The organism is Clostridiales bacterium, from assembly GCA_014799665.1.
In the GTDB taxonomy this organism is placed as follows: Bacteria; Bacillota; Clostridia; order Christensenellales; family Pumilibacteraceae; genus Anaerocaecibacter.
The window spans coordinates 1-15,149 of sequence record JAAVHP010000023.1 but is presented as its reverse complement, the minus strand read 5'-3'; the positions used below and the strand labels follow the sequence as shown (position 1 = coordinate 15,149).

Below are 15,149 nucleotides of genomic sequence, written 5' to 3'. Positions count from 1 at the left end.
GGATGGTACGACTACACATCCGCCAACACCTACGGACACGCCCCTGAGCGCGAATGCATCATCGGCGTATATCGCCTCACGATGAAATCCAACTCCGACAACTTCCGTCAGAGTTCGATTCAGGGAGTTATGAAACGTATCAAAGCCAAAGGTGCCACCGTCATCATCTACGAGCCCACGCTCGAAGACGGCACCACCTTCTTCGGCTCGCGCGTAGTGAATGATTTGGAAGAATTCAAGCGTCTCTCCCAAGCCATCCTCGCCAACCGCAACAGCTCCGACCTCTCCGATGTAGAAGAAAAAGTCTATACCCGCGACCTATTCGCAAGAGACTGATCTCCCGGAAAGTCCTCATCCCCGACTGATCTCCCGTATAGCCTTCATCTCTGACATATCCTCTTCGGAAGTTTACCGCGCAGCCGTTTGTTTTCAGTGCGCGAACCTTCGGTTCGCCAATCTCCTTTTAATAAGGATTTATCTAAAAGAAAGTAAATTAAGAGCTGAATAAAATAATGATGCACTCATTATTAGAGCCTTTCTATCTTATATAGTAAACCATATAGTATATGAATGAAAATAAAATTATAACGGTCACATCACCGTTACTCCCCGATCTCAATGAATTTAATGCAATGCTTAAGGAGATATGGGATAGCAAGTGGATTACAAACAACGGCTCTTTCCATCAGCGTCTTGAAAAAGAATTAGCTGAATATCTTGGTGTCCCATTCCTGAGCCTCTTTACAAATGGAACTCTTCCGCTGATAACAGCTCTACAGGCTCTTAGAATCACAGGAGAGGTCATCACGACTCCCTACAGTTTCGTAGCCACCACCCATTCCCTTTGGTGGAATGGAATAAGACCGGTGTTTGCTGATATAGATCCCAATACAGGGAACCTTGATCCTCATAAGATAGAAGCAGCTATTACCCCTAAGACCACAGCAATTATGCCTGTGCATGTATATGGCAATCCTTGTGATACAGAAGCCATTCAGGCAATAGCAGATAAATATGGCCTGAAGATTATTTATGATGCCGCGCATGCCTTTGGTGTCAAAGTCAATGGCGAATCAATTCTCAACGCAGGTGATCTCTCCACCCTATCTTTCCATGCCACAAAGACTTACAATACAATTGAGGGGGGTGCGCTCGTTTGCCATGATGCTAAAACGAAACAGCGTATCGACTATCTTAAGAACTTTGGGTTTGCAGGGGAAACCGAGGTGGTGGCTCCGGGAATCAACTCGAAGATGGATGAGCTGAGATCTGCTTACGGTATCCTTAACTTGCACCAGGTGGATAAGGCTATAGCAGAGCGTCATAAGGTTTCGGATATTTATAGAAAGGAACTCGCTGATGTTCCCGGTATTTCTTTCTTTAACGAACGTCCAAATGTAACATATAACTATTCCTACTTCCCGATTTTCGTGGATGCCGAGAAATATGGGATGTGCAGGGATGAGCTTTATTTCAAGATGCGGGATGATAATGTGCTTGGTCGTCGCTACTTCTATCCGTTGATCAGCACTTTCACAACCTATAGAGGACTGCCTTCTGCAGCTCCGTCAAATCTTCCTGTTGCAACCCGGATGGCTGATCAGGTGATCTGTCTCCCTATGCATCATGCGTTATCTGAGGGGGATATTGAGAGAGTCTTGACATGTATAAAAAAATGACTCTACTTGTAAGACAATGACATCTTTTTATAGCGAAGAGGAACTGAAAAATTTAGGATTAAAATCCTATGGTAAGAACGTGCTCATCAGCAGGAAGTGCTCCATCTACGGAGCTTCAAACATTTCAATAGGTGATAATGTTAGAATCGATGATTTCTGTATCCTTTCCGGTCATATAACTTTAGGATCCCATATCCATATTTCAGCGTACGTTGCGTTATATGGTTCAATGGGTATTGAGCTTGAAGACTACACAGGAATTTCACCTCGCTCAACAATCTACAGTGCGATGGATGATTTTTCCGGAGAATATCTTATTGGTCCTATCCATCCTGAAGAAAAAACAAATGTTACGGGAGGCAAAGTGACATTAAGAAAATTCTCACAAATAGGTTGCAACTCTGTGATTTTTCCTGATATTACAATTGAGGAAGGAGGAATTGTAGGAGCCATGAGCATGGTAAAGGAGAATGTGCCGGCATGGAAAATAGTAGCTGGCATACCTGCAAAGGTTGTCAAAAGCAGGAAAAAAATAAATTTGGAGATAGTTGGAGGTTGAAAAGTGAATATGGATAAATTAAGGATCTTAAATATTGTATCCGATGAGAAATTCATTGATAATGTCATCAATTTCCATGATCTTTCCAAAGAAAATGCAGACCATTCTTATTCAATTGTAGGTAATGATTCAAATGAACTAAGATTCGTAAAACAAAAGGATAGGATTAATCGAATATCAACCGAGAAATTTTTAGAATACTTAAATGATAATTTCTTTGATGCGATAATATTGCATAATTTACTTGTATCTCCTTTGGAACTACTACCCTTAATTCCATCGCACATAGCAATTATATGGTCAGCCTGGGGTTATGATCTATATCAGTATCCTGCCGATTATCCTTTAATTGAACTTAATAACGTATATCGTACGGCGACTGTAAAAGAGTTAAAAAAACAGCAAACAGCAACTCTAAAGGGATGGCTAAAGTTTTATCTAAAAAAAATACCTGTTGTAAAGAGGCTGCATTATTATAAACTACGCAAACTATTGCTTTCTGCTGTTAAAAGAATTGATTTCTTTACATGTGTTCTTTCTTCCGAATATGAACTAGCAAAAAAAATCAAGGGATTTAAGGCTGAATACGTAGAATATAAATACTATGATCCATCTCGCTTTGGCTCCGCAATTCCTGATTATGTAAAGAATCAGAATATTCTAATTGGCAATTCGGCAAATCCAAGCAATAATCACTTGGATATCTTCGAAAAGCTCCAAAGTCTTGGAATCAAAGAGAGGGAATTGATTATACCAATCAATTATGGGGGAAGTGAGGTCTGGAGAGACACCATTCAACATAAGGCTAATGAATTAGACGATATCAGCCTAAATATAATATGTGACTATATGCCTGTGTCCGACTATTATAATTTGATTGGACATTGTGCCTATGCAATATTTTATCATGAACGTCAGCAGGCCATGGGAAACATCTATTTCCTATTGGAGACAGGCTGTAAAATATTTTTGTCTGAAACATCCACTACATACCGATATCTTAAAGAAAGGAATTTTTATGTCTATAGTGTTCAGACTGATTTGTCGATTGAGACTCTAAATCAGCCGTTAACGCCAAAGCAGATGGAAATGAATAGACAAATTGTTCGAAAACTTTATTCCGATAGAGATGAAGCGTTAAATGTGATGCAAAAGCTCTATGATAAATTGTGGAAGTGGAAATCTATTCATAACTCCTGATATTATCTTAATCTAAAACTTTCATGTCGATAGGAAAGGAGCTGACAAAAGGAGTGTTCTGGATTGCAGTGGCGAAGTATTCGGGCATTGTAATCTCATTGGTCATTACTGCAATCCTGGCACGTAATGTCTCGCCGGCGGCTTTCGGTACGATGGCTGTTGCCACTGTCATCATGGCGTTCCTCGACATCTTCTCCGATATGGGGCTTGGAGTGGCTATCATCCAGTTCAAGGATCTCACTAAGCATAATATCAGGTCGCTGTTCACCATCAGCGTCGGGTTGGCGATAGGATTGACATTGATTCTTTTCTTTTCAGCAGGTTCAATTGCGGATTTCTATAATGATGAGACCCTTGTGCCTGTAATACGCTGGCTCTGCATCTGCCTTTTCTTCAAGACACTGAATATCATACCAAATGGCATGATGTTGAAGAACAAGATGTTCCGTGCTATTGCTGTCCGGACCCTATGCTTTCAGGTGGTGAGCGGTGCATTTGCCTGCTGGATGGCCCTTCATGGATGGGGGATATATGCACTCTTGGTATCCCCTATAGTCTCTGCAGTCGGAGTTTTTGCATATAATTTTTACAACTTTCCGCAATGCCCGGTATGGCCTATAGATATGGAGGTTGTCAAAAGGGTCTGGAGTTATTCAATGTATCAGTTCCTTTTTTCATTCATCAACTATTTCTCTCGCAATGCCGACAAACTGATAATAGGGAAGTTCTTCTCGATGAAGGATCTTGGATATTACGACAAGTCATACCGTCTGATGCAGTTGCCACTCCAAAACATAACTTTTGTAATCACCCCGGTGCTTCATCCTATCCTATCCTCACTCCAGGATAATAAGGAGGAGCTTGCGGAAAAGAATATCCGGTTGACGCAGATTCTGTCGTGGATAAGTTTCCCGCTTGGAATATTCCTCTATTTCTGTGCCTCTCCAATCATAGTCATAATTTTTGGTAAGAATTGGCTTCCTGCCATTCCGGTGTTTGAGATCCTTGCCATATCTGTTCCATTGCAGATCATACTATCTACCTCAGGTTCACTCTTCCAGGCTGCAGGAAAGACCAACCATCTTTTCTATTGTGGCTTGCAAAGCGCAATATGCACCGTTGGTGCATTCATCATTGCGGCGGTATATTTCAGGACAATTGAATCTGTGGCATGGGCATGGGACATTGCATTGCTGATTAATTTCGTTATCAATTATTGGATAATGAACCGTTACACTTTACACTCCAAATCATGGCCTTTCTATAAGCAATTCTTGCCTCAGATCTTTAATTCGGCTGTAACGATAGTAATTGTTTTATTAGCAATTAAATTATGGACGCCTATTGAACCGATTTTACAGATATTATGGATTTTGATTGCAACGATATTGCCAACTTTAATAATGGCTACTGTTTTACACCAATATAATCCATTGGATATTTTTAGGGTAATTGGTAGAAAAATATTGAATAAGTAATTCAGAAAAATAAATGAACATATCGGGCTTTTTTAGAGAATTTTATAAAATGGGTTTTACCATGTCCAGCCAGCTCTCGGTTGACAGCATAGAAGAGATTGTCAGTCGAGACGTGGTCTGCAGGTTGTATCCATTGCCCTTCGAGCATTCTTCAAAGAGTCTATGAAATGTTAAGATGAGGGGAATATGGAGGCACGAAGAAAAGGTAAAGTCCCCGTTTCTCCAATATCTTTCTCATTTACTTCATATATTTGCTTTGGTGCACTTTAGCATTTTCAAGCACAATGAATGTGTCCTTCCTTATTGTAAGGGAGAATCTGTCAAGGAAATCCGCGATGCGCTTGGATGTCATGCTTTCGGTGGTGCTGCAACCATGGTACCGACTGCCGTAGTCAATTATTCCCCAGATGTTGAGTCTTGCACTCCTGTCATATGGAACGGTGATGTTTTCACAGGGAAACTGCAAGCCATATATTGCTAAAACTAATGAGTATAAAGGATAAAATATATAGCACTCTTATTCCAGTATCCCATTATTTTAAAGAAATAATTTGGAAATATAAGTGGTTTAAGGCTCCATCCAATAAATCTTCTTTTAAGGGAATCATTAGTTGTGTAGATGGAAGGGTTTGGCATGGAGGTATGTGTGATCGGTTCAAGGGTATAATTTCATCATTTGCATATTGTAAACAGAATAATATTGATTTTCGAATAAAATATACATATCCATTTGAGCTATCAGAATATCTAATACCTAATAAATATGATTGGATTCTTAAAGATAATGAATTTTCGGAAAATATAAAAGAATCTGATATTTTGTATTTAATAGCTGAAAAGTATTCAAATCGTTTTAAAATACCAAAGAGAAAACAAATTCATGTATATGCAAATAGAGATTATATAAAAGATGAAGATCCACATAAATGGGGGGATTTATTTAATGAGCTTTTTAAACCGTCTTTAAAACTGCAAGATGCAATCACAAGATTACATTTTGATGATTACATTGCTGTCGTGTTTAGATTCCAAAATCTAATAGGGGACTTCGAAGAATATTCTTTTTCAGCCTTACCGGAAGAAGAGAGAAATAAGCTATTAAGTAAATGCAAGCAGAGTGTTATTGACTTTAGAAATTCATATCCATTCTATAAGGTGTTGGTAACTTCTGACAGTAAAACTTTCTTAGATATTGTAAAGGATCTTGATGGGTGTTATACCATCCCTGGTGAGTTGGTACATATTGATGCCAAGGGTAGCAAAGATAAAAACGATGCATATTTAAAATCATTTGTAGATTTCTATATGATAAGTAAAGCTAAAAAAGTATTTTGTGTTGGTACTGACATTATGTATCCTTCTGAATTTCCCATGTATGCTGCTAAAATTAATAATGTAGAGTTTCAACGTGTTAGAATATAAAAATTGTGTATACTTATACTATAATAATTCCTCATTATAATATTCCGCATCTTCTTGAACGATTATTAAGGTCTATTCCGAAAAGAACAGATCTACAAGTTATTGTTGTTGACGATTGTAGCCCTAGGGATGCTAAATACAAATTAGACGCATTAAAAGACAATTTTCCTGTAGTGGAGTTCTACACAACTGAAAAAAATGGAGGGGGAGGAAAGGCAAGAAATATAGGAATGAAATACGCAAAGGGTAGGTATTTGATTTTTTCAGATGCAGATGATTATTTTACATCAGAATTTTCGGATATTTTAGAAGATTATTCAGGAAGTGACAATTATGATATTATTTTCTTTAATGCTAAATCTGTAGATTCCATTACATATCAACCCAAAGCAAGAGCAAATCATCTTGACGAGTTGATTAAACTGTCGGAAAGAGATTTAGAAAAAGGAAAAATAGCATTAAAGTATTTATTTGGGGAACCATGGTGTAAGATTATCAAAAGAGAAATAGTTATTAAAAATAAGATCTTTTTTGATGAAATACCTATCCACAATGATACCTTTTACTCATATATGGTTGGGTATTATGCAAAGGATATAAGGATAGATTCACGAATAGGATATGTTATTACCGAGCGTTCTGCTTCAGTATCAAAACAGCTTTCGGAAGAGAAATTGATAATAAGAGAAAAAGTGTTTTCAAGGAAAAATCAATTTCTCAAAAGAAATTATATACCAGTATTAGACCCTTTAATGTTTCTCCCTCTTTCTGATGCGATAAAGAAAAGAAATTTTAGACTTTTAAAGTTGTTATTGATAGCTGCTAAAGAAAATGGTTATTCAAAGTTTGCAATCTTTAAGGATTACTTAAGAATAAGATTAAAAGGGAAATTATTATGAAATATGACTATTTAATTGTTGGTGCTGGTCTCTTCGGCACAACATTCGCATATCTCGCAAATAAAGCAGGTAAGAAATGCCTTGTCATCGACAAGCGCTCCCATAGCGGAGGAAATATATATTGCGAAAATATTGATGGAATAAACGTTCACAAGTATGGTGCCCATATTTTCCACACTTCCGACAAGGAGGTATGGGATTTTGTGAATTCCATCGTTCCATTCAACCGATATACCAACTGCCCGGTGGCCCAAGCTCCGGATGGCAAGCTCTATAATCTCCCTTTTAACATGAACACATTCTATCAGATGTGGGGAGTGAAAACGCCGGAGGACGCGCAAAAGAAACTGGATGAACAGCGCTGGGAAGCTGTTGATAAAATGAAAGCCGAGGGGGTGGGTGAACCTCGTAATTTGGAAGAGCAAGCTCTGACTCTAATCGGCAGGGATATATATGAACAGCTTATAAAGGGTTACACGGAAAAACAGTGGGGGCGCAAATGCACAGATCTTCCTGCTTTCATCATCCGTCGCCTTCCTGTAAGGATGACCTTTGATAACAACTACTTCAACGATAGTTATCAAGGGATTCCAATCGGAGGTTACAACAAGCTCATTGACGGACTTCTTGAAGGAGTGGAGGTGAGACTGGAGAGTGATTTCTTCGACGATAGAGAAAAATGGGAGTCTATTGCAGATAAGATTGTCTTCACTGGGAAGATAGATGAATTCTACGGTTATCGTTATGGAAAATTAGAATACCGCACAGTCAGATTTGAGACAGAAGCTCTTGATAATCCCAATTGGCAGGGGAATGCTGTGGTGAATTACACTTCTGCCGATGTCCCATACACACGAATAATAGAACATAAGCATTTTGAGATGTTTGGCAATGCCGTTTATGAAAATCCCAAGACTGTAATTTCCCGAGAATATTCCACAGAGTGGAAAGATGGAATGGAACCGTTCTATCCCGTGAATGACGAGCGGAATCAGTACGTGTATGCAAAATATAAGGAGCTTGCAGACAAAGAGGGTAGGGTGATATTTGGTGGTCGCTTAGCCGAGTATAAATATTACGATATGGCTCCGATTATAGCTCAAGCTTTAATGAAATTTAATCAAGGATGAATTATAAAGAAGAGAAAGTTAAGGTTGTAGTCGCTTGTCATAAGAAAGACCCAAATATAAGATCTACGGAAATGTATTTTCCACTCCAAGTGGGAAAAAAATTACATGCTGATTTAGATTTGGGAATCCCCGGGGACAATACAGGGGAAAATATTTCAGATAAAAATGCCTCATATTGTGAATTGACTGCAATGTACTGGGCATGGAAGAATCTGCAGTCTGAGGATTATTTAGGTCTTGCTCACTATCGCAGATATTTTGATGTAGATGAATCAACAATTAGAAGGGAACTAAAAAAAGGGAATACATTGATCTCTAAGGAATATGTATCGGATGTTTCAAATTTGGTAAAGTTGGCATCATTTATAGGTCTTGAAGATACATATATTCTGCTTGATACACTATTGGACTTGTATCCCGAAATGAAGTCGTCGGTAATTGATTATTTCTGTAATTCTAATAAATATACAGTATTTAATATGCTGATAGCGCATCGGGAGGTCTATAACGAGTATTGTAGATTCTTGTTCCCTCTACTGGAGAAAGTTGAGAGTCGGGTTAAACCGAGTGGATATACCCGTCAAAAAAGAAATATAGGGTATATGGGAGAAGCGTTATTAGGGTTATGGATGTCGCATAATAAATTATCTGTAACAGCATTGTCAACCACTTCTGATAAGAAGAATAATCCTTATAAGTTAAAAATCAGAAATCTGATAAGAAATCTAACTTTTAAAATGAATAACTTACATAGAGCTAAAAAAATAGATCTTTATGATTCAGTTGTTGTCGGATTAAAAAATGATGGTATATTTCTCCCAAATCTACAGTAATGAAGAAAGTATTTATTTCAAAAAACTATCCTGATAAGTACACAGCTTCTTCCAAAGCAAAGCTTGATGCAGAGCAAATCTTATCGAAAAATGGATATACAAATATTGGGTTATCTGCAAAATGTATCCAAAATAGACTATTGGGCAGAATTTATACTGTTCTCTCGAATGTAAAGGGCTATTTAAGTATGCCAAAAAATGGTGTGCTATTTCTTCAATATCCTACTAATTTATGTGAAAAGCAAATTGCAAGGGCTCATGAGAAGGGTTGTAAGGTAATAATCCTGATTCATGATTTGAATTGTCTAAGGGATGTAAGTTTGGATACAGTTGAGCCATTGAAGATGGCGGATCTTGTCATAGCTCATACGGCTTCAATGAAAAAATGGCTTTTGGATAATAATATTAATAAAAATATAGAAGTCCTAAAGATATTTGATTATTTGGATAGTACCTTATCAAAGGAACCTGATAAAGATGGATACAAGATTGCATTTGCCGGTAATTTAGGTAAAAGTGATTTTTTATCTCAATTGAAAGGAAATGATTTAGTTTCATTTCGATTATTTGGTATAGGAATAGAGAATCAAAGTCTAAATGAAGGTTTGGAGTATTGTGGTTGCTTTTCACCCGATAAATTAGCTGTTAACCTTAAATCTCATTTTGGTTTAGTATGGGATGGAGAATCAATCGATGAATGTAGTGGTATAACAGGTAAATATTTAAGATATATTAGTCCGCATAAATTATCCATGTATCTCTCGGCAGGTCTTCCTGTAATTGTATGGAAAGAGTCTGCTATGTCTGAATTTGTCAAGAATAATAATATTGGCATTGCAGTAGAGTCTTTGAAAGATATTAATACTCTTTTATCTAATCTTTCAGAAGAAGATTATAAAAGAATGAAGGATAACGCAGAAAATATAGGACAAAAGTTAGCTAACGGAGAGTATCTTTCAGACATCCTAAAAAATTTCCATTAATGGAAGCATTCTTAAGCTACTTCATCTATTTTACAATTGTAGTTGTGTTCAATATTATTGAATACAAGAGATGTCGTACAGTTATTAATCCGTTTTTTTTTCTATCTATCCCTTTTACAATTATAATGTTGATATGCGTTGCATTTAATAAAGCAATGTATTTTGTACCATTTAATCCGTTATGCCTAAATTTATGGTCTGTGGGTTTGGTGATTTTTTGGATAGGAGGAGCCACTTGCGAAATTATTATTAAAAAGGCTTTCCCTGAAAGTGGTGTGTGTGATGAAAAAAGATCCTTGTACGCTGGTGTAAATGATAAGAGCCTGATAAATATAATCTTTGGAATATGTATTTTATTCTCCATGTTGTTGACTTTAAAGTCAGGGTCTTCTGGTGACTTTGCTTCAAAAGAGATGGGTGATGAAGTAGGAAAAGGAGGAATAGCAGGTAGAATCTCGAATGTTCTCATATTGGCAGTACCATATTATTTTGGTTATAAGTGCAAACCTCTTAAACGTATTGGAGTAATTTTATTACTAATGATGTTGATTACTGCCATAGGCTCAAAAACATGGTTAACCTATTCTTTAGTAGCCGGATTTGTGACAATGGGATTTACCGGAATGAAGATAAATCCTAAAACCATAATAATAGGTGGTCTGGTTTTGCTTTTGGTATTTGTATTGTATTATAGATTGAATACAGGGATAGAGGATAATGACCATTTTATGGAGTTTGTTGCTCGTCATTTTTACTTTTATATCACATCAGGTATTTTACCTTTAAGTGAAATAATTGATAAGAATATGGAATTTCATGGAACCGGTATGACACATCCCTTTGTAAAATTATTTATGTCTTGGATAGATCCCTCGTCTTTTTCATTCCATTCTAAATTATGGATAACTACTGATTTATTTTTGGGAACTCAAAGTAATGTCTGTACTTTCTTTGGAAACTTCTATACATCAGGAGGTATGAAATATGTAATAACAAATTCTTTTTACTCTGGATTGCTTTGTTATTTCTTTAGGGTTCTTTATCTTCGCAGTAATTCGATTTTTTTAGCAAGTTCTTATGCTTTAACTCTTGCCGTATTATTCTTTGGATGGTTTAATTATGGTTTAGGGCTCGAGAGAATTTGGGAGATATATATTATTTCATTTATATTATATTATTTAAGTAAGTATAAATTCTCAATTTATGGACAATCATATGGATCAATTTTTAGAAAATTTCATAGTAAAAGTAATTCTAGGAATCGGTTTGTGTCTTTAAATAATGAAAAGTGATGAATTTATTAAATAAATTAAGTATTGTAGGTAAAACAATTAAAGGATACTCTATAAAGTATCTTGTAGATCTCCATGTTATCAGACCTACTAAGTTGAGGGCGACCGAGCTGCCTGTAAAGGTTTGTGTATCCTTGACTAGCTATGGGAGACGGGTGAAAAAGAGTGTTTATTATACTCTTATTTCATTATTAAGGCAATCTCGGAAACCAGATAGAATCATTCTTTGGCTCGATGATAAATGGAATGATGATAACCTTCCAAAAAGAATAAAGAGTCTAAATGAGTATGGTGTTGAAATTAAATATTGTGAGGATCTAAAATCTTATAAAAAATTAATTCCAACATTAGACGAAGTTGGAGAAGAATATATAATTACAGTGGATGATGATCAGTATTATCCAAGAGATTTAGTTCGAGGATTGGTAGAGGCAATGGATAGTAATCCCCATAGTATTTATGCTTATCATGTTCACAAACTCAGGTTTAATGGTAATAAGTTGCTCCCATATAATCAATGGGAATTGGGTACAAAGGATTTTACTACAGGGATTTTTTTTCCTACAGGTATAGGCGGAATTATTTATAAGAAGGATTTATTGTATAAGGATATTGATAATAAGAATCTGTTTATGTCATTAGCTCCGAATGCTGATGATATATGGTTTTTTTTTATGGCCTTTCTGCAAGGTGTTCATTGTACTCCGATAAAATTATCACGTCCCATTTTACCAGTTGATTTAATTTATCAAAAAATGCATTCTAATTCTTCTCTAAGAGATAGTAATTGGGGGGAAGCTCAAAATGATAAACAGCTTTCAGCGGTAATGAATTACTATAATATTAGTAGTCAAGATATCAAAAATGGGTTGAAATAAATAAAATAAACAAATGAACGCAATAAGGCAAGAACATTCTGGTGATTTGGTATCAATCATCACTCCATCATATAATTCTGCAGAATATATATCGGAAACGATAGAATCAATATTAGCTCAGTCATATAAGAATTGGGAATTGTTGATTACCGATGATTGTTCTCAAGATAGGACACTCGATATTATTGCTAATTACGCCTCCAAAGATTCAAGAATTAAATTTTTTTCCTTAGCAGGAAATTCTGGAGCAGCTGTAGCAAGGAATAATTCTATAAAATATGCTAACGGAAGGTATATTGCTTTTTGCGATTCAGATGATTGTTGGTATCCAACAAAACTTGAAGAACAGATCCAATTTATGCAAAAAATGGAATGTGCATTGAGTTATACATCCTATGATGTTATTAATGAGAAAGGGCAGATAATTGGATTTGTAGAGTGTTTGAAATCGCTTTCATTCTTACAGATTGTAAGGGATAATAGTATTGGATGCCTAACTGCTATGTACGATACTGCAAAAATAGGAAAGACGTATATGCCACTCCTTCGTAAACGTCAAGATTGGGGATTATGGGTCAAAATAATTAAAAACTATGGGAAGGCTTATGGTCTTCAAAAATCTTTGGGCATTTATAGAAAAAGGACAGGGTCAATATCTTCTAATAAAATTGAAATGCTCAAATATAATATCAATATGTATAATAAGGTGCTTAAATACAATAAATTTTTGTCGGGGGTACTTTTAATAGGATACTATATGCCTTATTATTTTTATAAAAAAATTAAACAGAAAATTTCTTATAAAAAGAAGTCTCTAAGTTGAATGGGTTGTAGACCAGCATATTGTATTTTAGTTCCCATGATATGCTAAAAGTCTCGGGAGTCTTCATCATTAAGTTAGTTGACTACCTTATAATATAAATCTAAATAATATTTTTAAGGTAGTTTAACTTTCTTCCTCATCTACACTGTGTTGAGCGCGGAAGCGCGAAATCCCAATAAAGTAAATATTTAAGAATCCATTTCTCTCTTTTCTTATTTTCTTTGCATCAATAATCAAAGGAATAAGATTTATAATGGATTTCAATAACATATCTACCACCGACCAAGCTGGAAATATTATCCTTTACCAGGCACCAAGATATTTCTCTCAACTCATAAAAAATCGTTTCTATGAGTTTCAAGAATACGACGATTGGAAGGTCGTCATTAAAGATGACATTCTTTATCCATTCGATAGGGAAGGTTGCCTGATTCGTGAGGCCGGTCGCCCTGTGAAGGATATTGTCCAACTCGCTAATACCATCCAATCTTTACTTTGGGGATACGCTCATCTCAGAGATCATAAAATCAACTGGGATTATATAATCTACCAAGCTGAAAATAGACTCCGTGAACTGAAAACTAATGAAGCTATCGAAGTTGGTAACAATTCTTTCTATGGGGTTACTTTCGATACCCCGGTCCAACCGGAGAAAGATCTGCATATAATTAAATCCCCTTCTGAGATTCCCGTTTCCTCGTTACCCCAACCTTCCAAAAACCTTTGGATGAATATATGGAAAGAACGTGAGTTGTGTTGTCTTTTCGCTGATTCAAATCTCGGCAAAAGTGCCCTCGCTGTTCAAATTGGCGTTGAGATTGCAAAGTCGCAGAAAGTCCTATTCTGTGACTATGAAATGTCGGATGATATTTTCTTCACTCGTTACCGCGATCCCGGTGGAAATTATTTCCGATTCCCTGCTAATTTTTTCCGATCTAAACCTATCCCGGAGGTTTTCTTGTCTGCTCATCCGGAGACAATCCTTCTAAAGGATCTTGAAAAGATGATTAAGGAAAGTGATTTTAAAGTTATTATAATTGATAATATATCTTTCCTCGGCAGAGATTGTTATCGACCCAGAAACCTTTCAGCTCTTATATATCGATTGAAGATATTGCAACAGAAATATGATCTGAGTATTTTGATTCTTGCCCACACGGGTAAAAGAAAGGAGAATACTCTTATCTCTCAAAATGATCTTCAAGGCTCAAAGAGATTGTTCAATTTCATCGACAGCTGTTTTGCTATTGGGAAAGCAACTAATCCTAATGGATGCCAATACATCAAGCAACTCAAATCCCGTAGCGGGCATATTGAATATGGCGAAAATAATGTTATTCTGGCGGAAAGAGTTTTTTCCAATGGCTGGCTTCACTTTGATTTCAAGGGTAATGAGTCGGAACAAACCTGTCTCAATATCATCCCGGCCAAGACAAATATTGATATACCCGAAGAGATCAACCGACTCGCTGCGGAGGGAATGACACAACGTCAGATCGCATCCCGATTGGAAATCTCCCTCTCAAAAGTCAACAGAATTTTGAACAAAATTAAATCCGAAAACTGAAACAAATCAAATAATATATTGCTGTTCAGCTATTTCCATGTTTCATGCTGAAACAAGCTGAAACAAGCTGAAACAAGTTTCCCCAAGTTTCAACAAGGCTTCCTCAAGTAGAATTTAAGTACTTCGCATTCCAAAATCAACACCGTCTTGAGCGCGTAAGCGCGAAATTCAATTTTATCCATATTCCTTAGTTAAACAAAATGAAACAACCTCAGAAAATCCTTTTTACCGGTGCCTCCGGTTTCTTGGGAGCTAATATATTAAATCAGCTTAAGTCGGAATATGAGCTTGTGTCCACTGTGGGTCGCGATGGCTCAAATGATATTGTGGCAGATCTTGCTTCGCAGGTGCCGGAAATTAAGGAGGAGTATGATATAGTTCTCCATGCTGCAGGAAAAGCGCATAT

General features: G+C 36.5%; 14 protein-coding genes and 1 pseudogene. 14 read left to right on the top strand and 1 reads right to left on the bottom strand.

The features are described 5' to 3' along the window. The 5 genes from HDT28_07760 to HDT28_07740 all read left to right on the top strand — a co-directional run. On the top strand, positions 1-336 hold a 336-nt coding region (locus HDT28_07760), incomplete at its 5' end, for a UDP-glucose 6-dehydrogenase (protein ID MBD5132462.1). 230 nt (positions 337-566) lie between these two features. Continuing rightward, the gene (locus HDT28_07755; GenBank protein MBD5132461.1) at positions 567-1,679 is read left to right on the top strand and encodes a DegT/DnrJ/EryC1/StrS family aminotransferase; all 1,113 of its coding nucleotides are present in this window, start codon (positions 567-569) and stop codon (positions 1,677-1,679) included. A 16-nt stretch (positions 1,680-1,695) separates the two neighbouring features. Further along, entirely contained in the window at positions 1,696-2,238 is a 543-nt protein-coding gene (locus HDT28_07750; GenBank protein ID MBD5132460.1) for an acyltransferase, read from the top strand. Positions 2,239-2,247: 9 nt separating this feature from the next. After that, positions 2,248-3,438: a TDP-N-acetylfucosamine:lipid II N-acetylfucosaminyltransferase gene (locus tag HDT28_07745; protein MBD5132459.1), complete on the top strand. Its 1,191-nt coding sequence runs from the start codon at positions 2,248-2,250 to the stop codon at positions 3,436-3,438. A 23-nt stretch (positions 3,439-3,461) separates the two neighbouring features. Beyond that, the gene (locus HDT28_07740) at positions 3,462-4,916 is read left to right on the top strand and encodes a lipopolysaccharide biosynthesis protein (GenBank protein ID MBD5132458.1); all 1,455 of its coding nucleotides are present in this window, start codon (positions 3,462-3,464) and stop codon (positions 4,914-4,916) included. Between the two features lies 1 nt (position 4,917). On the opposite strand, the pseudogene HDT28_07735 reads toward HDT28_07740, so the two are convergent. Then, positions 4,918-5,391 (bottom strand): annotated as a pseudogene (locus HDT28_07735) (transposase). 11 nt (positions 5,392-5,402) lie between these two features. Here HDT28_07735 and HDT28_07730 point away from each other — a divergent pair. The 9 genes from HDT28_07730 to HDT28_07690 all read left to right on the top strand — a co-directional run bounded on the left by HDT28_07730 (position 5,403) and on the right by HDT28_07690 (position 14,743). Further along, positions 5,403-6,338: a hypothetical protein gene (locus tag HDT28_07730; protein ID MBD5132457.1), complete on the top strand. Its 936-nt coding sequence runs from the start codon at positions 5,403-5,405 to the stop codon at positions 6,336-6,338. A 5-nt stretch (positions 6,339-6,343) separates the two neighbouring features. Next, entirely contained in the window at positions 6,344-7,237 is an 894-nt protein-coding gene (locus HDT28_07725; GenBank protein ID MBD5132456.1) for a glycosyltransferase family 2 protein, read from the top strand. Continuing rightward, positions 7,228-8,367, top strand: a complete 1,140-nt coding sequence (gene glf, locus HDT28_07720; GenBank protein ID MBD5132455.1) for a UDP-galactopyranose mutase — start codon at positions 7,228-7,230, stop codon at positions 8,365-8,367. The genes HDT28_07725 and glf overlap by 10 nt, the downstream gene beginning before the upstream one ends. Then, entirely contained in the window at positions 8,364-9,200 is an 837-nt protein-coding gene (locus HDT28_07715) for a DUF4422 domain-containing protein (protein MBD5132454.1), read from the top strand. The genes glf and HDT28_07715 overlap by 4 nt, the downstream gene beginning before the upstream one ends. Continuing rightward, complete coding sequence (locus tag HDT28_07710) at positions 9,200-10,183, top strand: hypothetical protein (GenBank protein MBD5132453.1); 984 nt, start codon at positions 9,200-9,202, stop codon at positions 10,181-10,183. Before HDT28_07715 ends, HDT28_07710 begins: the two co-directional genes overlap by 1 nt. Beyond that, positions 10,183-11,475 carry an oligosaccharide repeat unit polymerase gene (locus HDT28_07705; GenBank protein ID MBD5132452.1) on the top strand — a complete coding sequence of 431 codons (1,293 nt, stop codon included), beginning with the start codon at positions 10,183-10,185 and terminating at the stop codon, positions 11,473-11,475. Before HDT28_07710 ends, HDT28_07705 begins: the two co-directional genes overlap by 1 nt. A 155-nt stretch (positions 11,476-11,630) precedes the next feature. Then, positions 11,631-12,353, top strand: a complete 723-nt coding sequence (locus tag HDT28_07700; protein MBD5132451.1) for a glycosyltransferase family 2 protein — start codon at positions 11,631-11,633, stop codon at positions 12,351-12,353. 13 nt (positions 12,354-12,366) lie between these two features. Further along, complete coding sequence (locus HDT28_07695; protein MBD5132450.1) at positions 12,367-13,176, top strand: glycosyltransferase family 2 protein; 810 nt, start codon at positions 12,367-12,369, stop codon at positions 13,174-13,176. Between the two features lie 253 nt (positions 13,177-13,429). Continuing rightward, the gene (locus HDT28_07690; GenBank protein MBD5132449.1) at positions 13,430-14,743 is read left to right on the top strand and encodes an AAA family ATPase; all 1,314 of its coding nucleotides are present in this window, start codon (positions 13,430-13,432) and stop codon (positions 14,741-14,743) included. The last annotated feature ends 406 nt before the right edge of the window (positions 14,744-15,149 follow it).